General features: G+C 37.7%; 27 protein-coding genes and 1 riboswitch. Of the genes, 19 read left to right on the top strand and 8 right to left on the bottom strand.

All coding sequences use genetic code 11. The features are described from left to right. Positions 1–31: 31 nt before the first annotated feature. The 3 genes from LI241_RS03300 to LI241_RS03290 are packed head-to-tail and all read left to right on the top strand — an operon-like array spanning position 32 to position 3,345. Positions 32–547 carry an adenine phosphoribosyltransferase gene (locus LI241_RS03300; RefSeq protein WP_227150996.1) on the top strand — a complete coding sequence of 172 codons (516 nt, stop codon included), beginning with the start codon at positions 32–34 and terminating at the stop codon, positions 545–547. A gap of 41 nt (positions 548–588) precedes the next feature. Beyond that, positions 589–2,790: a bifunctional (p)ppGpp synthetase/guanosine-3',5'-bis(diphosphate) 3'-pyrophosphohydrolase gene (locus LI241_RS03295; protein ID WP_227150997.1), complete on the top strand. Its 2,202-nt coding sequence runs from the start codon at positions 589–591 to the stop codon at positions 2,788–2,790. Positions 2,791–2,826: 36 nt separating this feature from the next. Beyond that, positions 2,827–3,345, top strand: coding sequence for a GNAT family N-acetyltransferase (locus LI241_RS03290; protein WP_008688287.1), 519 nt, complete (start codon positions 2,827–2,829; stop codon positions 3,343–3,345). Positions 3,346–3,505: 160 nt separating this feature from the next. On the opposite strand, the gene LI241_RS03285 is transcribed toward LI241_RS03290, so the two are convergent. Continuing rightward, on the bottom strand, positions 3,506–4,099 hold the full coding sequence (locus LI241_RS03285; protein ID WP_008688288.1) for a YdcF family protein: 594 nt from the start codon (positions 4,097–4,099) through the stop codon (positions 3,506–3,508). Then, positions 4,072–5,169, bottom strand: coding sequence for a nucleotidyltransferase family protein (locus LI241_RS03280; RefSeq protein ID WP_008688289.1), 1,098 nt, complete (start codon positions 5,167–5,169; stop codon positions 4,072–4,074). The genes LI241_RS03285 and LI241_RS03280 overlap by 28 nt, the downstream gene beginning before the upstream one ends. 174 nt (positions 5,170–5,343) lie before the next feature. Here LI241_RS03280 and LI241_RS03275 point away from each other — a divergent pair, with 174 nt between their 5' ends. From LI241_RS03275 to LI241_RS15955, 10 genes are all read left to right on the top strand, one after another. After that, entirely contained in the window at positions 5,344–6,273 is a 930-nt protein-coding gene (locus tag LI241_RS03275) for an alpha/beta fold hydrolase (RefSeq protein WP_008688290.1), read from the top strand. Positions 6,274–6,575: 302 nt separating this feature from the next. Next, positions 6,576–7,085 (top strand): DUF177 domain-containing protein, encoded by a 510-nt coding sequence (locus tag LI241_RS03270; RefSeq protein WP_008688292.1) that lies wholly within the window; start codon positions 6,576–6,578, stop codon positions 7,083–7,085. A gap of 15 nt (positions 7,086–7,100) precedes the next feature. Then, a complete protein-coding gene (gene rpmF / locus LI241_RS03265; RefSeq protein ID WP_008688294.1) occupies positions 7,101–7,271 on the top strand; it encodes a 50S ribosomal protein L32 in 171 nt (56 codons plus the stop codon). A 224-nt stretch (positions 7,272–7,495) separates the two neighbouring features. After that, entirely contained in the window at positions 7,496–7,963 is a 468-nt protein-coding gene (gene rimP / locus LI241_RS03260; RefSeq protein WP_008688295.1) for a ribosome maturation factor RimP, read from the top strand. Between the two features lie 20 nt (positions 7,964–7,983). Next, positions 7,984–9,663, top strand: coding sequence for a transcription termination factor NusA (gene nusA, locus LI241_RS03255; protein ID WP_008688298.1), 1,680 nt, complete (start codon positions 7,984–7,986; stop codon positions 9,661–9,663). Between the two features lie 20 nt (positions 9,664–9,683). Next, on the top strand, positions 9,684–9,941 hold the full coding sequence (gene rnpM / locus LI241_RS03250) for an RNase P modulator RnpM (protein ID WP_008688300.1): 258 nt from the start codon (positions 9,684–9,686) through the stop codon (positions 9,939–9,941). Then, positions 9,938–10,231, top strand: a complete 294-nt coding sequence (locus tag LI241_RS03245) for a ribosomal L7Ae/L30e/S12e/Gadd45 family protein (RefSeq protein ID WP_008688301.1) — start codon at positions 9,938–9,940, stop codon at positions 10,229–10,231. Before rnpM ends, LI241_RS03245 begins: the two co-directional genes overlap by 4 nt. A gap of 8 nt (positions 10,232–10,239) precedes the next feature. Next, the gene (gene infB, locus LI241_RS03240) at positions 10,240–12,090 is read left to right on the top strand and encodes a translation initiation factor IF-2 (protein WP_008688303.1); all 1,851 of its coding nucleotides are present in this window, start codon (positions 10,240–10,242) and stop codon (positions 12,088–12,090) included. 14 nt (positions 12,091–12,104) lie between these two features. Then, positions 12,105–12,449: a 30S ribosome-binding factor RbfA gene (rbfA, locus tag LI241_RS03235; protein WP_008688305.1), complete on the top strand. Its 345-nt coding sequence runs from the start codon at positions 12,105–12,107 to the stop codon at positions 12,447–12,449. Positions 12,450–12,871: 422 nt separating this feature from the next. Then, positions 12,872–13,615: a DUF3781 domain-containing protein gene (locus LI241_RS15955; protein WP_008688308.1), complete on the top strand. Its 744-nt coding sequence runs from the start codon at positions 12,872–12,874 to the stop codon at positions 13,613–13,615. A 213-nt stretch (positions 13,616–13,828) separates the two neighbouring features. Here the strand turns inward: LI241_RS15955 and LI241_RS03220 are convergent, their stop codons facing one another. Further along, complete coding sequence (locus LI241_RS03220; RefSeq protein WP_008688311.1) at positions 13,829–14,251, bottom strand: DUF4430 domain-containing protein; 423 nt, start codon at positions 14,249–14,251, stop codon at positions 13,829–13,831. 485 nt (positions 14,252–14,736) lie between these two features. After that, a complete protein-coding gene (locus LI241_RS03215) occupies positions 14,737–15,231 on the bottom strand; it encodes an ATP-binding protein (RefSeq protein ID WP_008688315.1) in 495 nt (164 codons plus the stop codon). A gap of 76 nt (positions 15,232–15,307) precedes the next feature. Next, a riboswitch (cobalamin riboswitch) is annotated at positions 15,308–15,483 on the bottom strand. A 97-nt stretch (positions 15,484–15,580) separates the two neighbouring features. Here LI241_RS03215 and LI241_RS15950 point away from each other — a divergent pair. Next, the gene (locus LI241_RS15950) at positions 15,581–16,225 is read left to right on the top strand and encodes an alkaline phosphatase family protein (RefSeq protein ID WP_227161019.1); all 645 of its coding nucleotides are present in this window, start codon (positions 15,581–15,583) and stop codon (positions 16,223–16,225) included. Beyond that, positions 16,111–16,695, top strand: a complete 585-nt coding sequence (locus LI241_RS03205) for an alkaline phosphatase family protein (protein WP_227161020.1) — start codon at positions 16,111–16,113, stop codon at positions 16,693–16,695. The genes LI241_RS15950 and LI241_RS03205 overlap by 115 nt, the downstream gene beginning before the upstream one ends. Positions 16,696–16,748: 53 nt before the next feature. Here LI241_RS03205 and LI241_RS03200 read toward each other — a convergent pair whose 3' ends face one another. Next, a complete protein-coding gene (locus LI241_RS03200) occupies positions 16,749–17,318 on the bottom strand; it encodes a chromate transporter (protein ID WP_008688319.1) in 570 nt (189 codons plus the stop codon). Beyond that, positions 17,315–17,869 (bottom strand): chromate transporter, encoded by a 555-nt coding sequence (locus LI241_RS03195; RefSeq protein WP_008688321.1) that lies wholly within the window; start codon positions 17,867–17,869, stop codon positions 17,315–17,317. Before LI241_RS03195 ends, LI241_RS03200 begins: the two co-directional genes overlap by 4 nt. Positions 17,870–18,075: 206 nt before the next feature. On the opposite strand from LI241_RS03195, the gene LI241_RS03190 reads away from it, so the two are divergent. Further along, positions 18,076–19,683 carry a gamma-glutamyltransferase family protein gene (locus tag LI241_RS03190; RefSeq protein WP_008688324.1) on the top strand — a complete coding sequence of 536 codons (1,608 nt, stop codon included), beginning with the start codon at positions 18,076–18,078 and terminating at the stop codon, positions 19,681–19,683. A gap of 22 nt (positions 19,684–19,705) precedes the next feature. Here LI241_RS03190 and LI241_RS03185 read toward each other — a convergent pair whose 3' ends face one another. Together LI241_RS03185 and LI241_RS03180 are read right to left on the bottom strand one after the other, a co-directional pair. Continuing rightward, positions 19,706–20,323 carry a response regulator transcription factor gene (locus tag LI241_RS03185; RefSeq protein WP_008688326.1) on the bottom strand — a complete coding sequence of 206 codons (618 nt, stop codon included), beginning with the start codon at positions 20,321–20,323 and terminating at the stop codon, positions 19,706–19,708. Next, positions 20,304–21,401 carry a sensor histidine kinase gene (locus LI241_RS03180; protein ID WP_008688328.1) on the bottom strand — a complete coding sequence of 366 codons (1,098 nt, stop codon included), beginning with the start codon at positions 21,399–21,401 and terminating at the stop codon, positions 20,304–20,306. The genes LI241_RS03185 and LI241_RS03180 overlap by 20 nt, the downstream gene beginning before the upstream one ends. A 151-nt stretch (positions 21,402–21,552) precedes the next feature. Between LI241_RS03180 and LI241_RS03175 the strand changes: the two genes are divergently transcribed. Genes LI241_RS03175 through LI241_RS03165 form a run of 3 tightly spaced genes read left to right on the top strand, consistent with a single transcriptional unit; the run spans position 21,553 to position 24,839 of the window. Continuing rightward, positions 21,553–22,485, top strand: a complete 933-nt coding sequence (locus LI241_RS03175) for an ABC transporter ATP-binding protein (RefSeq protein WP_008688329.1) — start codon at positions 21,553–21,555, stop codon at positions 22,483–22,485. An 11-nt stretch (positions 22,486–22,496) separates the two neighbouring features. Next, complete coding sequence (locus tag LI241_RS03170; RefSeq protein WP_008688332.1) at positions 22,497–23,633, top strand: ABC transporter permease; 1,137 nt, start codon at positions 22,497–22,499, stop codon at positions 23,631–23,633. After that, a complete protein-coding gene (locus LI241_RS03165) occupies positions 23,634–24,839 on the top strand; it encodes an ABC transporter permease (RefSeq protein ID WP_008688335.1) in 1,206 nt (401 codons plus the stop codon). Positions 24,840–24,935 lie beyond the last annotated feature (96 nt).

Raw genomic sequence — 24,935 nt, 5'->3', positions numbered from 1 at the left:
TAATAAAAGAAACGTGTTAGGAGGCTTACACATGAATTATAAAGACTATATTGCCGATATTCCTGATTTTCCTCAGGAAGGCATCCTGTTTCGTGATATCACACCTTTAATGGCAGATGGTGAAGCATTTCATCAGGCTTGTGATGAAATGATTGCTTTTGCAAGAAAAGTAGGGGCTGAGGTTATTGTTGGACCAGAATCACGAGGATTTATCTTTGGCTGTCCGGTTGCTTATGAGCTGGGTATTGGTTTTATTCCTGTTCGCAAGCCAGGGAAATTGCCTAGAGAAACGGTAAGTGTTTCTTATGATTTAGAATATGGCAATAATGAATTGCATGTACATAAAGATAGTATCAAAAAAGGTCAAAAAGTCTTGATCATCGATGATTTATTGGCGACCGGAGGTACGGTAGATGCAACAATTCAGATCGTTCAGGAATTGGGCGGTGAAGTTGTGGGCTGTGGTTTTCTAATTGAATTAGAAGGCTTACAGGGCAGAGAACATCTAAAAGATTATGAAGTGTTCTCCTTAATGTCTTATAAATAAAAAAGGGGAAGTTCCCCTTTTCTTGAATGCGGGTGATTAGTATGGTAAGGAAGAATGTCGTTACATTTGATGAGATGATGCAAGAAGTTCGTCAATACATCAAAAAAGAAGAAAATATTGATTTAATTACACGCGCCTATTTGTGTGCAGAGAAGAATCATGCAGGGCAGTATCGTAAAAGCGGGGAACCGTATATCATACATGCCATTCAGGTAGGTTATATATTAGCAATGTTGCGGACTGGTCCTAAGACGATAGCCGCAGGCCTTTTGCATGATGTGGTGGAAGATTGTGATGTCTGCTTAGAACAAATTAGCGAGATGTTTGGTGAAGAAGTTGCTTCTTTGGTGGAATCGGTCACAAAGATCGGTGCATTGAAGTTTAAAGATGAGAAAGAATATCTTGCCAGCAATCATCGTAAGATTTTTATCGCGATGGCCAAAGATGTGCGTGTTATTTTGATTAAGCTTTCTGATCGACTACATAATATGCGTACTTTACAATATATGACGCCGCAGAAACAGCAAAAAATCGCGAGTGAGACATTGGAGGTCTATGCGCCGATTGCCCATCGTTTAGGTATTAGTGATATTAAAAATGAACTCGAAGATCTGTGCTTTCAGTATTTAAATAAAGAAAAATATTATGAAATAGCCAAATTGGTGGAAAAACGTAAAACGGAACGAGATGCACAGGTACAAAGCATGATTAGAGAAATCAGTTCTTTACTGGATGAGCATCAGATAAAATATCGCATATTCGGACGCAGTAAGCATTTATATAGTATTTATAAAAAGATGATAACGAAAAATAAGCGTTTTGAAGAAATTCTTGATTTATTGGCGATTCGTATCATTACAGATACCGATACGGCTTGTTATGAAATCTTAGGATATATTCATGCGAAATACCGTCCGATTCCAGGACGCTTTAAAGACTATATCGCTATGCCGAAGGTTAACATGTACCAATCCTTGCATACGACTATCGTGGCTGAGGATGGTAATATATTTGAGGTGCAAATTCGTACAGAATCTATGGATGAGGTTGCAGAACAGGGGATTGCGGCTCATTGGCGTTATAAAGAAAATTTAAATGGCGGCCGTGAGGTGCACCAAAAAGAAATTGAAGAGCAATTGCATTGGTTTAAAGATTTCAGCGTCATGAGTGATGATGTCAATGATGATGCTATGGAATACATGAATCTATTGCAGAAGGATATCTTTGAGGCTAATGTTTATGTGATGACTCCAAAAGGTAAAGTGATTGCTTTGCCAAATGGTTCTACACCAATTGATTTTGCCTATCGTGTTCATACCGAGGTTGGTCATCATACGGTTGGAGCTACGATAAATGGTGTGTTAATGCCATTGAATACAAAATTAAAAACAGGAGATGTTGTCAGCATCCGTACAAGTAAACAATCTCCTGGTCCTAGTGAAGACTGGATCAAAATTGTAAAAAGTGCTCATGCACGTAATAAAATACGCTCATTCTTCCAGAAACAGGAAAACGAACGCCGTTCGCTTGATATAAAAAAAGGCGAAGAGATGCTGATGGAAGAATTGAAAAAACGCAACTTAGATGTTGCGACATATACAGAACAAAAGAAGATTGAAAACATTGCCGGTTCTCTAAGTTTTAATTCTTATAACGATTTGATGTATGCGATTGGTGTTAAACAAGTATCCCTGCCTGCTGTCATTGACCGTTTGGTGAAACATAAGACAAGCGTACCATTAGATAATGAAGAATTAGCGAAAATGTTTAATCGTCAGGAACGAAAGCGAAAAGTTTCTTCAACCGGTATCCGGGTAGCGGGTATTGATTCCATGAAAATATCACTGGCTGCCTGCTGTTCTCCTGTTCCCGGTGATGATATCGTAGGATATATAACAAAAGGACAAGGAGTAAAGGTACATCGTACAGATTGTCCCAATATCGTGCATGAGAAACAACGCTTGATTGATGTGGAATGGGATGAAAACATTGAACAGAAAACATATGAAGTCAAGCTGATCGTGAAGTCAAGTGATCGTAATTTCTTGCTATCCGATATTGTGACGGTAGTATCACAATGCAAGGCGGGTTTGCAGCATGTTGATTCTTCAGTTGATGAGGATAAGGTTTCAGCAACGACAAAAATGACGGTTGTTGTGGAAAATGCTATTCATTTACAGACATTGATGGCGAATCTAAGAAAGGTCAATAGCGTAAAAAGTGTCGAAAGAGTTATTCAATAAGGTGAGGTGACACTCACCTTTTCCAATGGAGGTTTTATGAAACAAGAAACATTTTTAATAACGAAAGCAACAACAGAGGATATTCCCGCAATCTTAGAAATGTATCGTCGTCGGGTCTTGTATAATAATGCTCATGGTATTCCACAATGGCGCTTAGCAGATGTCACATGGGAAGCCTTTTCGCAATTATATACGATTGATGATTATTATGTTGGTAAATGTAATGGAGAAGTCGTTTGCGGATTATTCATTGTTGATGTCGATGAATTATACTGGCCGGATGTAGACAAAGGAAAGTATTTATATCTGCATAAGATCTGTGTTGATCCTGCTCATGCCAAAAAAGGCTATAGCGATGCTATGATTACCTATTTCAAGGATAAGGGACGTAAAGAAGGCTATCCGGAAGTGCGTTTAGATGTGCGTGAGAAGAAGGTGAAACTAAGAGAGATGTATGAACGCAATGGATTTCGCCTTGTCACAATTGGACAGTTTGTCCCTGAATTTACAACAGCTTTGTATCATTATGTATATGCATGGGAACAAGAAAAATAGCTAAGCAACTATGATATAGAAGAGTAAATGGTTCCTCTTTTTAAAGGGACTATCTGCTCTTTTTTATTGGTGTGGGGTATGCGATAAGGCAGAATATAAAGGCTATAAATAAAAGCCATGTATATCACAAAAGACGAAGAAAAAGCTTAAAAAGGATGTGTTAGTTCTTTCTAAGCTTTCTTTCATAATATAATGTATTCCACATGCGAAAGTATTCATCCATTCTAACTCTAATGCTACTATGCTCACGATAGGTGTCCATAACATAGTTATGAAAAAACTTATGTACAAAAAAGGCAGCTCTTCGCATATGGGAAGGACTAGTGATAACAATAATGTTTTCCCATTGTTTTTCATCACAAATGCATTTCGCGTATTTTAAGTTTTCATACGTGTTACGCGCCTTGGTTTCTAAGACAAGGGCTTGTTTTGGAATCTTTTGTGTCAAAGCATAAGCGGCCATCTTTTCTGCCTCGACATAAGTATTCTGCACGCAGGAACCACTGATTAATAAGTGGTGAACGCAGTGTTTGTCATATAAATTTATAGCAGTCTCCATACGCTTTTTTTGGACTGTTGATAAACTGCCATCTGCATTACAAGGATAACCCAATACAATTGCGACATCATAAGAAATGTCTTGTAAGGGATGTTTGGGTTTTGGAAAGTGATGATATAGATAAAGATTTGCAAGCAACACAAAGAGGATGATACAGATGAGTAATATCATTTGATATAAACCAAAGACTGCCATTCTTTGGCAATCGCTTCCTTTCTGTTTTTTGGTGTTAATGGATATGTATATGCCTGTGTCGCACGTAACTCAATCTTTCTCCAGTCTTGTGGAATCTGGTTAAATCGAGAAGCTATGATCAGATCATCTTGTTTGCGTAATTGTGACAAATAGGCTCGGCCAACATCATTCATTGCAAGAATGCGTAGGTGCTGTAAAGGACGGAGTTTCTGTATTTCCGTTTTCTTGGTCTGGGTTAATATATGAAGTAAGGTCCGTTGAATGCGACTGCGGGTATAACGCTTACTGATGCAAGCATTTACAAAGCTATCCATATCGCTATAGAGAGCGGCATTTTTCTGTAATAGCTGCTCCATTCCTTCCTCTACCATCAACATTGCTTTAATATCTTCTCGATCCATGGTCATAAGTAATGTCTGTAAATAAGGGTAATAATGTGTGAAAGCATATGTTGTATCTAATTTATTTGCCATTACTGTGGCATGATGAACATCCTGATGAAGCATGATACCATGACGGATGGCACTGGCACTGGCGATTGTCTTCGTATAGGTTAATTCATGATATGAATTTGTTCTTTGTATCGTATAAGGCTGTATAGCACTGCCTTGCAATGCTTTTAAATAACTGATGCCTAAAAGATCATTACTAGCGATTTGGGTACACGAATCAGCAAAGCTTTTTACCATGGCTTGCTTTTTCTGTACTGGTAAAGCAGCAGCTTGTTCACTTAAATGTTTTAATTTCTCAATGTCATTACATTCACTGCCAAACACCATATGGTTGACATTAGCCAGCGTAAGCAATCGGATGGCTCCTTGAGCAAAGATATCGGCACTTTGTGTTGCATAAGGATAGGGGAGTTCAATGACAATATCGACACCATGAGCAACAGCACAAGCAGCACGTTCCCACTTATCAATGATGGCGGGTTCTCCACGTTGCACGAAATTACCAGACATGATGGCAATCAGACAATCGCAATTACGAATGCTACGCGCCTGTGTAATGTGATATTGATGCCCGTTATGAAAGGGATTGTATTCTGTGACAATACCGCATACCTGCATAAGCAAACTCCTTTCTTTTCTATATGGTATTTATTCTATCATATTTTTTACGTATTGACATTGTCAATTCTAGGAGATAGTACTCTCTTAGACAATGTGAATACTTTGTCAGCATATTTTTAAGCGATTCTATGGTACAATGAAAACAGATAAGGCAAGAAAACGGAGGCATTTATGAAACTAACAAAATTCAGTTTTATCAGTCAATGTGATGGTCTTTGTATTCATGGTATGTGCATGGTGCCGGATAGAGAAGTTGTTGGTGTGATTCAGCTGGTACATGGTATGGCAGAACATAAGGAACGTTATGAAAATCTCATGCATTATTTGGCACAATCGGGCTATTTATGTGTCATTCATGATCATCGCGGTCATGGGGAAAGTGTAAAGTCACAAGCAGATCTGGGATATTTCTATGGTGTTGATGCCACCTATTTAATAGAAGATATTCATGAAATCAGTATGCGTATAAAAGAGCATTTTCCACATGTGCCATTGTTTTTATTCGGTCACAGTATGGGCTCTTTAGCCGTACGTGCATACTGTAAACGTTATGATAGGGATATTGATGGATTGATTGTTTGTGGTTCGCCAAGTGAAAATAAAGCAGCAGCTTTTGGTAAGATACTTTGTCAGATCATGGAGAAAGTGAAACAAGATCACTATCGTAGTTCTTTCTTACAACGTTTGGCATTTGGGCATCATAATGATGGAATTCAAGATGCTAAAAGTGAGAACAGCTGGATTTGCAGTGATGAAGATGTGGTAAAGGAATATGATGAAGATCCTTTATGTGGCTTTACGTTTACTTTAAACGGTTTTGAAAATCTTTTCGCTTTAATGATGACTGTATATGATAAAAAAGGTTGGCAATGCCACCATGCATCAATGCCTATCTATTTCATTGCCGGAAAACAAGATCCTTGTATCATTTCTGAAAAGGCATTCCATACAGCTGTAATGTTGATGCGTAAGGTTGGATATGCGAATGTATCTTGGAAATTGTATGAAGGAATGCGTCATGAAATCTTGAACGAAAGAGATAAAGGAGAAGTGTATCGGGATCTTTTGAAATGGTTGAATAAACATACTACAAACACATAAGCTGTTCATTTGATAAGCACTTTTTAATGAAAACAAAGATGAAGTGAGAATAGCATATATAACATGTTTTTCACTTTCAGGGGATACTGCTGTGAAGGATATAAGAAAATGCAAAACTTTATAAAAAGCAGATAGAATTAGTAAAAATTAGGTACAAAAAATAAAAATTAAAGAAAAAGTCTTTCTTTCATTTCGTTTTTGTGGTTTAATATATTAGCCTAATCATGGGAAAGTGAGAAATATATTGACTTTATTGTCCAGTTTCCTTATAATAGGATAGGTCAGACAACGAGGTGATTCTTTTGAAATGGTCTAGAGCTGAGCTGTTACAGGCGGATAAACAAACAATCGATTTTACGGATACGATTGCTTTCGATCCTGCGGCGTTCGCCAAGATGCACCAAATCAGAGGATTGCAGGATGTTACGGTATCAGGAAATATTCATTACGATACAGCCAGTGAACGCGTATTTGCGGATCTGGATATTGAAGGCGTGATGATCGTGCCGTGTTCTATAACCCTTGAGGATGTAGAATATGATTTCCACACAAAATCTTTGGAAGTGTTCTCTTTTGACAAGACAGAGGATGAAGATGTACACGAAGTAAAAGGTGATGTCGTAGAACTATTGCCGGTGATCTTTCAATTGATACTTATGGAAGTTCCTTTGAAGGTCGTAAAAGAAGGAATCAAAGAGTATCCTAAAGGTGACGGTTGGGAAGTTGTCAAAGAGGAAGACTATACGAAATCTAAAAAGGATGATATAGATCCTCGTTTAGCAAAGTTGAAAGAATTCAAATTGGAAGATTAAGTAGGAGGTGCTAACATGGCTGTTCAGCAGAGACGTAATTCAAAAACTAGAAAAGCAAAACGTAGAACTCACTACAAATTGGCTGCGCCAACTTTGGTGAAATGTCCAGCATGCGGTGAATACAAAATGCCTCACAAAATGTGTTCATGCGGTGAGTACAACGGTAAAACAATCGTAGAAAAATAAGAAAACAGACCGGGCAACCGGTTTTTTCTTTTCTGAAACATATAATGGTGTATCACAAATATAGCAGTAACAATATCCCCCTCTTGAAAATATGCTTTTTCAGAATTTAAAAATAAAAAGGGGAAAAGCGTTGAATAATTTCATAGAACGTGGTATATTAACTATAGAACTTCAAACGGAGTGGGTCATGCCCACTCCTTCATTATGTTGTAAAGGAGAATGTTATGGACGGATTGTCAAAAATCAAAGAATTGATCAAACCTCTTCTCGCACAAGAAGATATTGAATTGTACGATGTCTCATGGCAGCAAGAAGGTAAAAATCGCATTTTACAGGTTGCAATCATGCGCAAAGATGGCAGTATGGATATTGATACATGTGCAGCTATGTCAGAAAAAATATCAGAAAAGCTGGATGAAGTAGATATGATTGCCAGTGAATATTTTCTAGAAGTATGTTCTCCGGGGGCTGAACGTGAATTAAAGGATGAAACACAGATTCGAGATGCTCTGGATGAATATGTTTATGTGAAATTGAAAAATCCCAAAGCAGGCATGGATGCCGTAAAAGGATATTTGCGTGCTTATGAAAATGGTGATATCACGATGGAATATATGGATAAAGCAGTAAAGAAAAAGATAACAATTGATGGCGATAATATCGCATTAATTCGCTTAAGTGTGAAAATTTAAGAGAAAGGAAAAAGAAGAACATGAAGTTAAAAGATTTTATGGCTGCGATGCAGGCAATCGAAAGTGATCGTAAATTACCTCAGGAAGTTGTCGTAGAAGCGCTACAAGAAGCGTTGGCTAAGGCATTCCGTAAACACATTGAAATTCCTGATGCATTAGTACGTGTAGATGTTAATGAAAAAACGGGAAACATCAAGGTATATCAACAGCGTACGATTGTTGAAACGGTAGAAGATGATGAATTGGAAATTTCATTAGAAGATGCAAAGAAAATCAATCAAGAGCTGGAACTGGATGGTGTTGTCGAGGAAGAAGTAGACATTACACAGTTAGGCCGAGCAGCGGTTATCTTAGCTAAAAACGTTATGAAACAGAAAATCCGTGAAGCTGAGAAACTGATTGTGTATGAAGAATATTGTGATAAAGTTGATGAGATGGTTGTTGGAACGATTGAGTCTGTCGAGGAAAAATTCTGTATCGTAAATATTGGAAAGACATTGGCATTAATGCCTAAAAATCAGCAGATTCCTAACGAACGTTATCATGAAGGTGATCGTATTCGCGTGGTGATCATTGAAGTAAATAAAGAAACCAAAGGTGCACAGGTGTTAGTATCTCGCGGTGATGCAACTTTAGTAAAACGTCTGTTTGAAAAAGAAGTACCAGAAATTTTCCAGGGTGTGATTGAAATTAAGGCAATCGCGCGTGAGGCAGGAGAACGCACAAAGATGGCTGTTTATTCTCACAATGAAAACATTGATCCAATTGGTGCTTGTATCGGGCCGCGTGGACAACGTGTTCAGGTTATCATCAATGAACTTGGCGGTGAGAAAATTGATATCTTTGAATGGAGTGAAGATGTTACAGAATTAATTAAAAATGCTCTTTCACCTGCGGAAGTATTAGCCGTAATCCCAAGCGAAGAACGTAAAGGTGGCTTACTGGTTGTCGTACCAGATAATCAGTTATCTTTAGCTATTGGTAAACGTGGTAAAAATGCACGTCTGGCAGTGAAATTGACTGGCAATAAGATTGATATTAAAGCAGAGAGCGATGTGGATGCAGCTGGTATTGATTGGAAAGGCATCGCTATGAAACAGCGTGAAGAATTCTTAGCTGCGCAGGCTGCTGCCAAAGCATTGGCACAGCAAGAACGCTTTGAAGAGGCAGCGAGTGAAGAAGCTATATCACTTGCCGATGCAGGAGTATCCTTCCAGGAAGAAATTTTAGAAGAGCCAGAAGAAATGGTAGATGATGTAGTAATAGAAGCGAAAGCAAGTATCATCGCACCTGAAGTGGAAAAAGTGGCTGAAAAAGAAGTGGAAGAAGAAGTGGTTGAAGAAGAAAAAGAAGAGAGCGATCTGGAAAGAGCGGCTCGTATTGCTAAGGAAAAACAGCGTCAAGAAGGCTTAAATATCAAAGAAAAACAAGAATATAAATCAAAATTTGAAACATTGGCAGATGTTAGCGCAAAACAGGAAGAAAAACCGGTTAGCAAACCACGTTGGAAAAAGAGTGAAGAAAAGGAAGAACGCCGTAAACCAACCTTTGATTTGAGTAAAAAGGATTATGAAATGAAGCCTATTTACTCAGAAGAAGAACTAGAAGAAATCGAACGTGCTCAACGTGAAGAAGAAGAAAATGATTGGATTCATGATGAGATTGACTTCGATGAATATGATAAATATTACGAAGAATAAAGAAAAAGGAGGGAGCTTTTATGAGAAAAATACCTATGCGCAAGTGTGTGGCAACTGGTGAAAGTCTTCCAAAAAAAGAATTGATTCGTATCGTTCGTACCCCTGATGGTAATGTTGAAATTGATGAAACAGGGAAAAAGAATGGTCGAGGTGCCTATCTAAAGCGCAGTATTGAGGCACTGGAAGTGGCAAAGAAGAAAAAAGCTTTGGCGCGTTCATTAGAATGTGAGATTCCTCAAGAACTTTATGAGGAATTACAAAAGTTATTTGGTGAATGAAGAAAGCAATTGGAACACTGGGATTGGCTATGCGTGCCCATAAGATAGCTACCGGTGAAACGATCTTTAAAAAACTGCGCAGCAATCAAGTTTCGCTGCTTATTATGGCAGATGATATGGGAGAAAACGGTAAGAAAAAGCTGACAGATAAATGTGCCTATTATCATGTGCCCTATGTCTTTATGAATGGGGAAGAATTAAACATGGCTATTGGTGATAAGAATCGCAAATCTGTTGCAATATTAGATGAAGGTTTTGCACAAAAACTTCATGCTTGCTTGAAAGGCTAGGTGATTATATGGCAAGACAACAACACAAAAAAGGGAATGGAAACCGTAAGAACAATGGAAATCGCAAAAAAGAGTTTACACCACGGAAAGAACGTGTGGAAGTAAAAGAGATTACGTACAGTTCTGCACTGACGGTTCAGGAATTAGCAGAGAAATTAAATCGCAATGCAAGTGAAATCATCAAGCTTCTCTTTATGATGGGAACGATGGTAACCATCAACTCGACTTTGGATGATGAAACGATTGAACTTGTCTGCATGGAATTTAATGTAGAATGTCATAAGGAAATCATCATCGAAGAGAGTGATTTTGAAGAGATGATGAATGTTGAAGAAGAGGATGAAGAAAACTTAGTATCCCGTCCTCCTGTTGTTACGATCATGGGACATGTTGACCATGGAAAAACAACCTTGTTGGATACGATTCGTAAAACACACGTAACAGAAGGTGAATTTGGTGGCATCACGCAGCACATTGGTGCATACCAAGTATCAGTGAAAGGTAAAAAAGTTACTTTCTTAGATACACCGGGCCATGAAGCTTTCACGGCCATGCGTGCACGTGGTGCGAAAGTAACCGATTTGGTTATCATCGTCGTTGCTGCTGATGATGGCGTTATGCCACAGACCAAAGAAGCGGTGGATCATGCCAAAGCGGCTGGTGTTCCGGTTATTGTGGCTGTGAATAAGATTGATAAACCAAATGCTAATAAAGATCGTATCATGAATGAAATGAGTGACTTAGGATTACTTCCTGAAGCATGGGGCGGAGATACCATTTTTGCGGAAGTATCAGCAAAATTTGGCGATGGTGTTTCTGATTTGTTGGAGACCATTCTTGTTGTATCAGAAGTAGAAAACTTCCGCGCGAATCCAAATAAGATGGCAACCGGAACTGTTATCGAGGCGAAGTTGGATAAAGGACGCGGACCGGTAACAACCTTGCTTGTACAAAATGGTACATTGCATACCGGTGATGCTGTCGTTGTTGGTACTGCTTTTGGACGCGTACGTAAGATGACAGATGATCGTGGCCGCGAAATTAAAGAAGCATTGCCATCTACACCAGTTGAGATTATTGGTTTAAATGATGTGCCAATTGCAGGGGATATCTTTAAAGCATTTGATTCAGAAAAGAAAGCACGTCAAATTGCGGAAACACGTTTAACAAAACGTATTGATCAAGAACGTAACTCTTCAAGTGCGATGTCATTAGATGATTTAGCACGTCAGATTGAAGAAGGTGAAGTACAGGATATTAATGTCATCGTTAAAGCGGATGTACAGGGTTCTGCCGAAGCAGTAAAGGCAAGTATGGAAAAAATTGAAGTTTCCGGTGTGAAGGTGAATGTCATCCGTAGCACGGCAGGTGCCATTACTGAAAGTGATATCATGTTGGCAAGTGCATCAAATGCGGTGATTTATGGATTTAATGTACGCCCTAATGCGATGGTGCGTAAAAAAGCTGAAGAAGAAGGCGTAGATATCCGTTTGCATAACATTATTTATAAGGCTTTAGAAGAAATGGAAAGTGCAATGAAAGGAATGTTGGCACCGGTTTATGAAGAAGTTGTCATTGGCCAGGCAGAAGTTCGTCAGACTTACAAGGTTAGTAAGGTGGGAACGATTGCCGGATGTATGGTGACGGATGGACATATCACGAAAGATTGCAGTGTGCGTTTGATTCGTGAAGGTGTTGTAATCTATACCGGTAAGTTAGGTTCTCTGCGTCGGTTCCAGAATGATGTGAAAGAAGTTCAAAATGGTTTTGAATGTGGTATGACTATTGAAAACTTTAATGACATCAAAGAAGGAGATTTGATTGAGGCGTATGAAGACCAACAGGTTGAGCCAGAATAACATCAGGTGATAGAATGAAAGTAAAAGCAGAAAAAATTGCCGGAATCATTCAGAAAGAAGTCAGTGAGATCATTCAGTTTGAGCTAAAAGATCCTAAGATTGGCTTTATTACGATTACAGATGTCACGGTAACAAATGACCTCTCAATTGCTAAAATCTATGTATCCTTTTTAGGTCAAAAGGCTAGAGAAGAAGCCGGGATGAAGGCGTTAAATCGCAGTAAGGGATTTATTCGCAGTGCTTTAGCAAAACGTTTAACGATGCGTAAAGTACCAGAGCTTCATTTTCTAATCGATGATGCATTAGAAAGAGGCAATAAGATTGAGAAAATTATTAGTAAGATTAATGAACATTCATAAGCAAGATGCAGTCAATTGTGGCTGCATCTTTTTGTGCGACAGGCAGTTGCTATAATTCAACCATGTACAGGCATAGTTGAATTTTCTTTCTTATTAAGGGATTGTATTTATCAACAGGAAAAGAATAAAACCAGATGTTGAAAGAAGAAGGAATCGAATACTATACACAAAAGAGAATAAAGAAAATCGCAAATTCTGAAGTGAATTTACGATATAGTGGATATCATAAATAGGCATATTGGTAAGCCGTATGCCTTGTAGGGCACGTACGGTTTGATAAGGGGCGATAGTTTAATGACTATCGCCTACTTGCTTTTACAAAAGGCATACAAGAAGAGACTGTAGAAGAAAACTAGTTCACTATCAGAAGTTACCATGATACAATAGGCTAAAGAAAGGTTTAATTTTATAGGGGAATGGAAATGAGACGTAAAGATAGAGAAGTTACTGACGAGAAAAAAATTATGGAGATCATCTCTCAGTGTTATTGTTGTAGATTAGGTTTTATAGATAAGGGTGCCGTTTACATCGTGCCATTAAATTTTGGATTTGAAAAGAAAGCAACAGATTATGTTTTTTATTTTCATAGTGCTATGGAAGGTAGAAAGATTGAGTGTATGAAAACAGGAAATCCTGTTGGCTTTGAACTTGATACAAATTATCAGTTACAAGAAGCAAAAAATCCTTGTGCATATTCAGCAGCTTTTCAAAGTATTATTGGGACAGGAAAGATTGCAATCTTAACAGATGCAAAAGAGAAAGCATATGCTTTATCGCAAATCATGTATCACAATACTGGCAAAATAGATTGGCAGTTCTCACCTAAGATGCTTGCTAAGCTGGCCGTATTTAAATTGCTGGTAACAGAGTTGAGTTGTAAAGAACACAAAGCGATTTCTATGCATAACGATAATTTGAATGAAGATAAAAGGATATTGCTCGATCATATTGATGAGATTCATACGACAGAGAAGGGAAGCAAGCGTATCAAAACCAATTTAAAATTAGACGTATCAAATGTTGTAGCGTATTGCAAAGATAAACTCTTGGATAAAAACTGTAAGATTTATCGCATAGGAAAAAACTGGTATGGTGAGATTGATGGGATTAAAATAACAATTAACGCCTATCGTTATACGATTATTACCGCACATGCTATCAAATGATTTAAAAAATTCGAACACTAATTGAAGATATCATACTCGAATAGCGTGTAAAATATGCTATTCTACCATATTTATAACTTGTTGATGTTCATTATCATGATCATCCTTGCTTATTCGTATATGAAAGGATAATTATCATATGTTATAAACTTATATAAGTGATTAAAAAAGGAATGTGTAACATAAGCTGTTCACATTCCAAAAGTTTTTATATTACATGCCTTGAAAATTAAAAGTGAAATCATCACCGTCTTTAATCTTTAAGGCACTGGCAGCATCGCATTGGCCGGAAGCCTGGCAGGATTCATTATTGCTCGATTCATATAGCCACCATGGACCTTTTTGCCAATCCTTCGTTTTAACACCTAGGATGGAAACAATCTTTTTCCCATATGCGCTGTCTTCCATTTCTACCTTTAGCTCATTGGCTTTTTCTAAAAAGTCAGCTAAGGTAGTTACGTGATCTTTGACACTAACTTTTTTATTAAATATTTCTTCGCCTTCTTTATTTACAACGATGTGTAAAGTAATTGTTTCTTGTGAAGCTGATTTCGCTGTTTCGCTTGTTTCTTTATTCGTACATCCGCTGATAAACAGGATACAGCAGATGGCGAGTAGTTTACATAATTTTCCCATAAGAAGTACTCCTTGTAATTTTTTTTAAAATGGTATATATAGGCTGATAACAGATCATGCAACAAAAAGCGGATAGACATCCTTGAATACATGATATTTTCAGCCCTGCTAAGATATAAAGAATTGTGATTTTTTTGGATATAAGAAGAAATGGTATCTGGACAAGCTGACCGGTTAGAAAAGATAAACAACCGCATAAGAAACATAGTAACCAAAAGTGTTTTTGTAAAAATGGTTTACTTATGCCAATAAACAGACTGTAAAGAGGATAGATCAGACAATACATCATGCTCCAAGGGGTAACGCCTTGGATAGATAAATTCACGATGCTAAATACGATGGCACCTAACACAGCTTGTTTCGTTTCAAAACACATTGCAAAAAGGACAATGGTAAAGGTGATGCATTCCAGATACAGAACAAATGAAAATGATGTAAATACAACCGATTCTATTGCGGCCATAACCGCAATGTAGCATAATTCTTTAGCTTTCATAGGACTTGCTGATAAAGACTTGTTCCGCAATGCCTTCTGCTTTGTTTTCATACAGGCACATCATAAAAAAGGTATTTGCCAATAAATTCATAAAGTCAAGCAAATGGTGATTTATGGTATGCCCTTCTTTTTGCAATTTCGTTAGGATACGTATAATGGCTTTCGTTTTTGCACGCAAAACATGTAAATATGCTGTACCAAGGCTGCCTACTGGTAAAACAAAATGTTCTATCCTGACAAAGTAAAACTCATACATTGCATGAAGACGCATGACCTCATGCTTTTGTATGGCACATTTACCTCGGATAGAACCATTGGCATGATAGATGAGTGTAACAAGTTCTTGTATATCTTTTCTCTTGATGTGTTTGACATGATGCGCACATACGGCCGTCATACTGGCAAGCTCATCTGTTGCAATTTCATAATCACATAAGCTGCCATCTTCACTTAAAAAGCTATATGCACAATATTCCATACGCATTCTTTTTCACCCTCTCTTTCTTGTGGAGTGTGAAACAGAAAAAAGGAAAAATGATTTGCTTTTTTCTGATCACCCAGCAGATGCATTCATTACAGGCAAGTCTTTCGGCTTAACTTCTTCCTACTTTCCACCTTCTCATGCATAAGCACAATGGTATCTTGGATTTCGTCCATATCACGACTGCTGGGGCAGCGAAAGATTTTCACTTTCTTCCTTATTGAGTATGTCTACACCTGTAATATTCATTTTCAATTGTTCTATCTCATTATAGCTTTTTTTTCTATATTATGTCTAGCCAGAAGTGTGATATAATGTATAAATAAATTAAAAAACACTATGAGGTGATGCAATGAAAATGGATTGGAAGAAGGATAATCTTGTACATATAGCAAATTCGCTACGTGCCTATTATCATTTGCCGCTGTTTCATAAAAGCGATGAGCAATTAGATCAATGGTTACAGGAGAGAAAACCCGAACAAATCATTGTATTATTGATCGATGGCTTAGGAAAGTATCAGATAGAGCAACTTGCTAAAGCAAAAGGTTTTCTTAAACAACATTGTAAACGATATGTAGAAACTGTGTTTCCACCGACAACTGCGGCAGCGACAACTTCTTTTTTAAGTGGAAAATACCCATGTGAACATGGATGGCTTGGCTGGCAACAGTATTTTGAAGAAATCGATGAGCATTTGGTCATGTTTTTGAATCGTTCTTATTATCAGAAAAAGCCTTATTGGCAGCCTCATTATACATATGAGCATGTAGCAGTGAATTCGCTTGTGCAAGACTGCTTAGCAAATGGGATTTGGGCAACAGAAATCTATCCGGCTTTTCGCAAAGGAGGAGTACACAGTTTCAAGGAGATGGTCAGCGTATCGTCAAAGAGAGTCAATCACAGCGTGCTTCGTGTGTCTATGCGTATTGGGATGAATTTGACGATTGCATGCATCACTATGGGGTACATGCAGCCGAAAGCAAAGCGATGCTAAAAAACTATGATGAGCTCATGGCACACTATTTCCCATCATTATCCGCTAAAAGTGCTCTTTTGATTATCGCTGATCATGGACAGATAGACGTTACATGTCGTTGTATGGTTCAAGACGAACAATTGATGAGATGTTTACGACGATTACCGTCATTAGAAGGAAGAGCTCTCAGCTTTTCTATTCAAGATGGCAAGCATCAGATGTTTAAAGAACACTTTCAGGAAAAGTATGGAAATAGCTTTATATTACTTAGCAAAGCAGAAGTGCTACAGGAGCATATCTTTGGCGAAGGAAACAACCATCCGCTCTTTACGTCTTTTATAGGTGATTATCTTGCTATCGCAATCGGTGATGAACAATTGATTTATGATGATAGCTATGCGGTAAAGGGAAGTCATGCTGGTTATACAAAAGAGGAAAGAATGATTCCGATTATTTGTTTTCAAAAGGAAGATGAAGCAAAGAAATAGCATAGAAAAACAGCTGCATTAGGACACGACGTCTTTAGGCAGCTGTTTGTAATTTATAGTTGTAAAACGATACCAGCTAAGGCACATCCGCAAAGCAAGGCAATGGGATGAAGCTTAGGGAATTTACGGGACAAGCACAATACCACGATGAACATGATAAGTGGTACATATTGAATTGCGTCTAGGAACGTTTGAAAATGAAATTCCTCATTTTTAAACATGGTTGTCATAAAAATTCCTAAGCCGGCAGATGCAATCATGGCAGTGACTGCCGGTCGTAAACCATAAAATGCATGTTGAATGATAGCACTATCTTTAAATTTCTTTAAAAAGTGTGCAATGATACAAATAATGATAATACTAGGTGCTACTAAAGCAAGCGTAGTTAAAATACCACCAAGTATGCTGTCAGTTACATGATATCCAACATAGGTTGCCATATTGACGCCCATTGCACCAGGTGTTGCTTCAGATACAGCAATCATATTTGCAAGCATTTCGCTGGTAAACCAATGATATTTGCCTATGAGTTCAAATAGAAAAGGAACCGTTGCCAGGCCTCCGCCTACAGCGAATAGACCGGTTTTGAAAAACTCAATCAATAATGCAAGATAAACACTCATGAGGATTTTACCTCCTTTTTGGCTTTATATAGCTGAATGCCAATACCAAGACAAGCTGCTGTAATGATGATTACAATAGTTGGTATCAACTGCAAAAACGCTAGTAATAAAGCCAGACAAAAAATCAAAGTACCTGTGAAATCTTTAACTCCGGACTTAAACAATTTGATAACGGCATTCAAAACCAATACACAAACAGCAACACGAATACCTCCAAGTGCATGCTGTACAATTGCTAAATCGGAAAAGTTCTGCAACAGCGAAGCAATTAATAAGATGATTACAATCGAAGGGAATATCACACCCAAAGTTGCAAAGATACCGCCGATAATGCCTTTTTTGTAATAGCCGATAAAGGTAGCGGTATTTACGGCAATGATACCGGGTGTACATTGTCCTACGGCATAATAATCCATAATCTCTTCTTCTGTTGCCCAATGCTTTTTTTCAACAACTTCACGTTGAATAAGCGGTAGCATTGCATAGCCACCTCCAAACGTAAAGGCCCCAATTTTAGCAAAGGAGTAAAACAACTCCCAATATTCTTTCATATCGTTCACCTCAAATTCATACGAATTTCATTATACGAAATCAAAACTCATTTGACAACTCATTCTGCATAAGAAAATACGAAATTGAAATAAAATACGAAAGGTTAACGCAAGGAGCAGAAATCATGAATGAAAAACGTAAAAATCACTACGACACGTTGAAAAAAACTGCTATAATGATGAAGAAGAAAAGGGGTTGAAGTTTTATGTTTGATGTACATCATCAGGTGTATGCATCCAATCGCTATCCGGTAATAGCGAGGAATGGGATGGTTTGTACAGGTCACAATTTAGCAAGTGCTGCTGGCTTAGAAATGTTGCGTAAAGGCGGGAATGCAATAGATGCAGCTATTGCGACAGCGGCTGCATTAACAGTCGTAGAACCAACAGCGAATGGATTAGGCTCAGATGCCTTTGCTATCGTATGGTTTAAAAATAAAATGTATGGTTTAAATTCTTCCGGCCGCTCACCACAAGGAATCACCATTGAAAAAGTGAAAGATCTGCATGGAAATATTTCACGCATGCCTACGGATGGATGGACACCAGTAACCGTACCTGGGGCAGTCAAAGCCTGGACAGAATTGCATGAGCGTTTTGGCGTTTTACCATTTAAAGAAGTATTAGAACCAGCTATTCGTTATGCAAGAGATGGGTTCCCCTTAACGCCAGAAATTTCTCGCATGTGGAAACAGGCATGTGAACGATTCAAAAGTCATAGAAATGAAGATGCTTTTCAAGAATGGTTTGCCACTTTTCATAAAGAAGGAGTATCACTAGAGCCTGGATCCATCATGGTGTTAAAACATCATGCGAGAAGTCTGCAAATGATTGCCGATTCAAAAGGGAAAGCCTTCTATGAAGGAGAATTAGCAAAAGCGATCGATGCTGACAGCAAAAAACATCATGGTTTTTTACGATATGAAGATTTAGCAGCACATGAGGTTCTTTGGCAAGAACCGTTGCATGTACATTATCATGATCATGATATATGGGAATTACCACCAAACGGTCAAGGTATCGTAGCCTTACATGCACTGAATACGTTAAAAGAATTTCATTTTGAAAAACGCGATGAGAAAATGTTTCATCATCAATTTGAAGCAATGAAAATGGCATTTGCCGATGGCATGGCGACGATCAGTGATCCTGGGGCTGCACATCCCGATGTCTTAAGAATGATTGATGCATCATTTGGTAAGATGAGGGCAAGTCAGATACAGGAGCAGGCGTTAATGCCGCAAGTAGCTATGCCTTATAAAAGTGGTACTGTCTATTTATGTACGGCTGATTGTGAGGGGAATATGGTGTCTTTCATCCAATCCAATTACATGGGCTTTGGCAGTGGAATCGTTGTCAAAGATACTGGTATCGCTTTACAAAATCGTGGCGCTGATTTTTCTTTATGTGAAACCGATGTCAATGTATTGCGGCCACAAAAACGAAGTTATCATACGATTATTCCCGGCTTTATTACACGAAATGGAAAAGCCTTAGGTCCATTTGGCGTTATGGGGGGCTATATGCAGCCGCAAGGACATGTACAAGTGGCAATGAATCTGATTGATTTTCATTTAAATCCACAAATGGCATTGGATGCGCCTCGTTGGCAATGGATCAAGGATAAAACTTTCCGGGTTGAAAAAAGCTTTGATGCTACGATCATTGACGCTCTGCGCAAACGTGGACACCAAATTTGTGTGGAAGAAGAGGTGTCAAGTTTTGGACGTGGACAAATGATTATGCGCATGGAGAATGGTGTGTATGTCGGTGGCTGTGAATCACGTACTGATAGCAATATTGCCTGCTATTAAAAAAGTATCGTACGATACTTTTTTATTTTAGATGCTGATAGAAGAAAATAGCCAGTTGTGTGCGATCACGCAATCCTAATTTATCTAAAAGGTTACTTAAATAATTACGCACCGTACCTTCACTAAGAAACAAGGTCTCAGCAATTTCTTTATTATTCAATCCATTAGCTACTAAAGAAATAAACTGTTGCTCACGATCATTTAGATCATATTGCTCTTTTGCTGTATCTCTATTATTTAGTAAATCAGGTAATTTTTCAATAATTTCAGTATTAAAGACGTTTTGGTTAGCATAAACGGCTTCTAAAGCAGATACGATGCTATCAAAATTTTGTTTCAGAATATAGCCTTTCACACCTAGCTTTAAAGCTTTTACGATATATTCATCATCACTAAAGGTCGTCAGAAATAAAATACGCGCTTGTGGGAATTCTTTTAAAATAGCTTCACTAGCTTCTACGCCATTCATCTTTTCCATTCGGATATCCATTAACAATACATCGCTTTGATATTGTCGGTATAACGCTATTGCTTCCTCACCGCTATTCCCAATAGCATCTACTTGTATGTTTTTAGCTTCTAAAATAGTTTTTAATGAACTGCATACCAGTGCATCATCATCAACAATTAATATTCTCATGCGCTATTTCCTCCTTTGGCAAAGTAATAAAAAGACAAAATCCTTGTTCTGTTTGAATGTTTAAAAAGCCATGCATGGTTTCCACGCGTTCGCGGATGTTTTTTAAACCAATCCCCGTATCTTGTTTTTTGATAGAAGTCCCATTGTCGGTTAAGATAAGCTGATAAAACGTAGGTTGTTCTCGAAGAGTAACGGTAAAGACAGTTGCGTTGGAATGTTTCATGGTATTGTTCATACATTCTTTTACGATAGCTAAGATATGATAAATCATTTCTTGTGACATGGAATGTGTTACATCATATACGAAATTTCCCTTACAAAAGGTGAAATTTTGTATCAGTGTTTGTAGTGCCGCTTGAAGATCCAATGCATCATCATGGAGATTATGAACGCTGCTTCGTATACTGTCCATGCTGGTAGAAATGGTTGAGCGAAGATTTGTTAATGGTTCTTGTAACTCTTCTTGCGTAAAGATGGCTTGGATAGCGCCAATTTGTAACAAGGCACTGCTGAGAAGATGCCCCACATTGTCATGTATTTCACGAGCAATGCGATTGCGCTCATTTAAGGTGGCAATGCGTACTTCTTGTTCTTGTTGAATTAACAAATTTTTGTTTTTCTCACTTAAGATCATCGCTAGTTCACGTGATGTATCACGCTGTTTTTTATAATCCTGTTCCAATTGCTGCTGCGAAAGTGTTTGTTGTTTTAATAACAAAGAAAACAGCATGGCTAATAACCATAATAAATCAAATCCAAGATAATGAAAATTCAAATGAAAGATCATGGGTAACAAATAGAGCAATACGCATGGAATGTTTAATTCTTTTTGTTTCCATAGCGGAGCATTATAAAATAAAAGTGGGAGCGTATAAAAAAAAGCCCTATTCCATACAGTTAAAATCAAATAGCATAAACGTAATAAAGATGTCCATCTTTTATCTGAATATAAATAAGAGGTTGCCGCTAAAATGATAGCACAAAGAAGTGCTGTGGTTGTAGAAACATCAATCTCTTCAAATATGAGAAATAAAACAGATATAAAGAGTAGCAATAGATCGTTTAATAAGATATTCATGATGATCCTCCGATATACTATGATTTTAGCATGCTTTTTTATTAGTTACAAATGAAAATATGACATCTGTCATATGCGGTTGTGAAGATATACACTGTTTTTGCGCATGAAACTTTCGTATACTGTAGCTATGCAAAGGGAGGAATCACATATGATCATAGAAGTAAGAAACCTAGTAAAACGTTATAAGGATGTTATTGCGTTAGATCATTTTAATATGCAAGTAGAAGAAGGTGAAATTTTAGGGTTATTAGGCCCAAATGGCAGTGGTAAGACAACAGCTATTAACTGCATGCTATCTTTGTTGAGTTTTGATAAAGGTGAGATTAAAATATTTGATAAAGAAATGACACCAGATGCTTATGATAGTAAAAAAGATATTGGTATCATTCCGCAAAATGTAGCAGTTTTTCATGAATTAAATGTCCAGGATAATGTTGATTATTTCTGTGGACTATATATACGTGATAAAGCAAAACGCAAAAAATTAGTTGATGAAGCGATTGCTTTTGTGGCGTTAGATGAATATCGTAAGTTTAAACCAGGAAAATTAAGTGGAGGATTATTACGACGTTTGAATATTGCTTGTGGTATTGCACATAAGCCAAAGCTGATCTTTATGGATGAGCCGACCGTAGCCGTAGATCCTCAAAGTCGTAATGCTATCTTAGAAGGAATACGCCGCTTAAACAACGAAGGAGCGACAATCGTTTATACTTCTCATTATATGGAAGAGGTAGAAGAACTATGTAATCGTATCATCATTATGGATAAAGGCAAAATGATTGCCAGTGGCAGTAAGGAAGAATTAAAGGCGAATATCATGTTGAAAGAAAAAGTAGAAGTGGAACAGGTGACCATATCGCTAAGACAGATAGAAGAGATAAAGGGTATAGCAAATGTATACGATGTTTCTTATCATTCGCATACACTGCAGGTGAAATTTATGGAGGGTAAGCGGAATATGCTGAATCTGATGGATTATTTTGCTCAAGAGGATATCAGCTATGGAAAAGTTTATTCGCAAACACCAACGCTAAATGATGTTTTCCTGGAAATCACAGGCAAACAGTTGCGTGATTAGGAGGGAAGCTTATGTTGCATATCTTAAAATACCGGGCAAAGTGTATGTTCATGAATCGGCCTTTGATGTTTTGGACATTGCTTTTTCCACTTATCTTGACAACGCTATTTGGAGCGGTGTTGCGTCATGCATATGACCTAACAACATTTGAAACAATTTCCATTGCGATGATTGATAATACTGCTTATCAAAAGAATACCACCTTGCAAAAGACACTCAAATCCTTGCGAATGGAAGATACGCCAATGTTTAAGGTGCAGGAAGTCTCAACAAAAAAAGGAAAACAATTACTGCAAAAGGGCGATGTAGACGCGATGATCACGATTGGTGATGAAACAACCATCTTAGTTAAAGAAACCGGAATCAAACAGACGATGACACAAAATTTCTTTGATGAATATACCCAAAATGAGCATATGGCCATGCAGCTGTTAGCAGCCGGCAGTACCCCAGAACAACTTATGCAGACGTTTACCAATACGCATGATTTTATCAAAACAAACAATGAGGAAAATACGAATCTATCCTGTATCTTCTTTTATACTTTATTAGCGATGAATGCATTATTTGGAGGCTATTGGGCAATTAATTCCATGTATTCCTTGCAGGCAAATCAAAGCACTACGGCTGCTCGTATAGCAATTGCACCAACACATAAAGGATTAAATTTGTTTATTGATCTCTTTTTAAACATTGTCTTTCAAATGACCATTCTAAGCATCGTTTTCTTCTATATGTATACGATCTTACAAGTGGATTTTGGTAACCAATTAGGTTTTGTTGTCTTGGCCATCTTTATGGGTGTTCTTGCCGGCAATGGTTTAGGACTGTTAATTGGAATTTTATTACCTCAAAAAGATATAGGAACCAAAACCGGTGTTTTGACCTCTATTACTATGTTGGGAAGTTTTCTGGCAGGTATGATGATGGTTCAGATGAAATATCTGGTTCAGGTACATGCTCCTATCTTGGCATATATTAATCCTGTTAACATGGTTACGGATGCCTTATATTCGTTATATTATTATGGAGTAGGTGAACGCTATTATCTGAATCTGTTTTCTTTATTGATATTCTCTCTGTTATGTTATCTCATCTGTTATCGTTCTTTGCGTAAAACACGCTATCAGAGTTTGGGGGTGCAGTAAATGAATATCGTGAAATTATACTTCAAAATCGTTTATGATAAAAAAACAAGCATTTTGACGTATCTGGTTATCTTTACGGTTGTTTTTGGTTTGTTTACAGCCTATATGCAAACGAATAATAGTATGCCAGACGCTTATGAGAGTGTGAAAACGAACATTGCCTTCATTGATCATGATCAATCTGCTGAAAGTGCCCTACTAAAGGAGTATCTGCATGAGAAGACAGAAATAAAGCAGGTAGGCAGCAGCACTTCTGAAATACAAGATGCTTTGTTTTATGATGAGGTAGATACGGTTGTGCAGGTGCCCAAGGGATTTGGTCATGCTTTTCGCAAAGGGAAAGAAAATTTACTAGATGTTGCACAACGGCCTGACAGTGCGCAGGGAATGATGTTAAAACAACAGATGAATGCTTATTTGCAACGGGTGTACACATATCAAGCACAGTTTCCGAATGAAACCTTAACACAAATAAAACAGCGGGCAGATGCAGATTTAAAAGTCAAAAGTAAAATGCAACTATCAAGTGGTGAACGCATAAATATGAAAGTGGTCACAAGAGGCATGTACTTTAATTATATGTCTTATGTGCTATTGGCTATCATATTAATGGTTGTTGGTTTAACCATGCATAGTGTATATCGTTCAGAAATCTTGAAACGAAACAGTGTATCACCTACTTCCAGTTTGCATATGAATTCCTTTTTAGTGTTATCGAATATTTTGTTTGGTATTATAATATGGCTTATCATGATCGTTGTTATCTTTATCTTTAATGGAGATGTCATGATGAATACTAGTGGTATGTTATTGTTACTGAACTCATTACTATTTGCTATTATGACGGTAACATTAGCATTTATGTTTTCAGCGCTTACGTGTACCGTGCGCTATGTAGAAGATGTGATGAATGGCATTAGCAATGTTGTATCGTTAGGGTTCAGTTTCCTAGGAGGAGCTTTTGTGCCCCAGCATTTGATTCCTAGTGGCATTCTCACGTTTGCGAAGCTATTACCTTCGTATTGGTATGTGAACTTAAATGATGCTTTGACTTCGCAAATGCAGGTGGATACAGGGACTTGGACGAAAGTGTGGCAGACATATGGTGTCTTATCATTATTTGCTGTTACTTTCTTCCTTATTGGTCTTGTCATCATGCGTAAACATCGATCACAAGATGAGTTTGTTGATAATAATAAAGCATAAATGAGAAAACAGCCGTTGTAACAAGACACGGCTGTTTTCCATTCCTCGTAAATCATATTATTTTAGAATCTAGACAAAGAAGAGCGATGAGAAGTG

The sequence above is a fragment of the Longicatena sp. 210702-DFI.1.196 genome (genome assembly GCF_020563125.1).
Taxonomy (GTDB): domain Bacteria; phylum Bacillota_I; class Bacilli_A; order Erysipelotrichales; family Erysipelotrichaceae; genus Longicatena; species Longicatena caecimuris.
This window is presented reverse-complemented; position numbering and strand designations above follow the sequence as displayed.

Coding starts and splice junctions, on each gene's coding strand:
- LI241_RS03300 (WP_227150996.1), top strand. CDS start 32: ATGAATTATAAAGACTATATTGCCGATATTCCTGATTTTCCTCAGGAA.
- LI241_RS03295 (WP_227150997.1), top strand. CDS start 589: ATGGTAAGGAAGAATGTCGTTACATTTGATGAGATGATGCAAGAAGTT.
- LI241_RS03290 (WP_008688287.1), top strand. CDS start 2,827: ATGAAACAAGAAACATTTTTAATAACGAAAGCAACAACAGAGGATATT.
- LI241_RS03285 (WP_008688288.1), bottom strand. CDS start 4,099: ATGGCAGTCTTTGGTTTATATCAAATGATATTACTCATCTGTATCATC.
- LI241_RS03280 (WP_008688289.1), bottom strand. CDS start 5,169: ATGCAGGTATGCGGTATTGTCACAGAATACAATCCCTTTCATAACGGG.
- LI241_RS03275 (WP_008688290.1), top strand. CDS start 5,344: ATGAAACTAACAAAATTCAGTTTTATCAGTCAATGTGATGGTCTTTGT.
- rpmF (WP_008688294.1), top strand. CDS start 7,101: ATGGCTGTTCAGCAGAGACGTAATTCAAAAACTAGAAAAGCAAAACGT.
- rimP (WP_008688295.1), top strand. CDS start 7,496: ATGGACGGATTGTCAAAAATCAAAGAATTGATCAAACCTCTTCTCGCA.
- nusA (WP_008688298.1), top strand. CDS start 7,984: ATGAAGTTAAAAGATTTTATGGCTGCGATGCAGGCAATCGAAAGTGAT.
- rnpM (WP_008688300.1), top strand. CDS start 9,684: ATGAGAAAAATACCTATGCGCAAGTGTGTGGCAACTGGTGAAAGTCTT.
- LI241_RS03245 (WP_008688301.1), top strand. CDS start 9,938: ATGAAGAAAGCAATTGGAACACTGGGATTGGCTATGCGTGCCCATAAG.
- infB (WP_008688303.1), top strand. CDS start 10,240: ATGGCAAGACAACAACACAAAAAAGGGAATGGAAACCGTAAGAACAAT.
- rbfA (WP_008688305.1), top strand. CDS start 12,105: ATGAAAGTAAAAGCAGAAAAAATTGCCGGAATCATTCAGAAAGAAGTC.
- LI241_RS15955 (WP_008688308.1), top strand. CDS start 12,872: ATGAGACGTAAAGATAGAGAAGTTACTGACGAGAAAAAAATTATGGAG.
- LI241_RS03220 (WP_008688311.1), bottom strand. CDS start 14,251: ATGGGAAAATTATGTAAACTACTCGCCATCTGCTGTATCCTGTTTATC.
- LI241_RS03215 (WP_008688315.1), bottom strand. CDS start 15,231: ATGCGTATGGAATATTGTGCATATAGCTTTTTAAGTGAAGATGGCAGC.
- LI241_RS15950 (WP_227161019.1), top strand. CDS start 15,581: ATGAAAATGGATTGGAAGAAGGATAATCTTGTACATATAGCAAATTCG.
- LI241_RS03200 (WP_008688319.1), bottom strand. CDS start 17,318: ATGAGTGTTTATCTTGCATTATTGATTGAGTTTTTCAAAACCGGTCTA.
- LI241_RS03195 (WP_008688321.1), bottom strand. CDS start 17,869: ATGAAAGAATATTGGGAGTTGTTTTACTCCTTTGCTAAAATTGGGGCC.
- LI241_RS03190 (WP_008688324.1), top strand. CDS start 18,076: ATGTTTGATGTACATCATCAGGTGTATGCATCCAATCGCTATCCGGTA.
- LI241_RS03185 (WP_008688326.1), bottom strand. CDS start 20,323: ATGAGAATATTAATTGTTGATGATGATGCACTGGTATGCAGTTCATTA.
- LI241_RS03180 (WP_008688328.1), bottom strand. CDS start 21,401: ATGAATATCTTATTAAACGATCTATTGCTACTCTTTATATCTGTTTTA.
- LI241_RS03175 (WP_008688329.1), top strand. CDS start 21,553: ATGATCATAGAAGTAAGAAACCTAGTAAAACGTTATAAGGATGTTATT.
- LI241_RS03170 (WP_008688332.1), top strand. CDS start 22,497: ATGTTGCATATCTTAAAATACCGGGCAAAGTGTATGTTCATGAATCGG.
- LI241_RS03165 (WP_008688335.1), top strand. CDS start 23,634: ATGAATATCGTGAAATTATACTTCAAAATCGTTTATGATAAAAAAACA.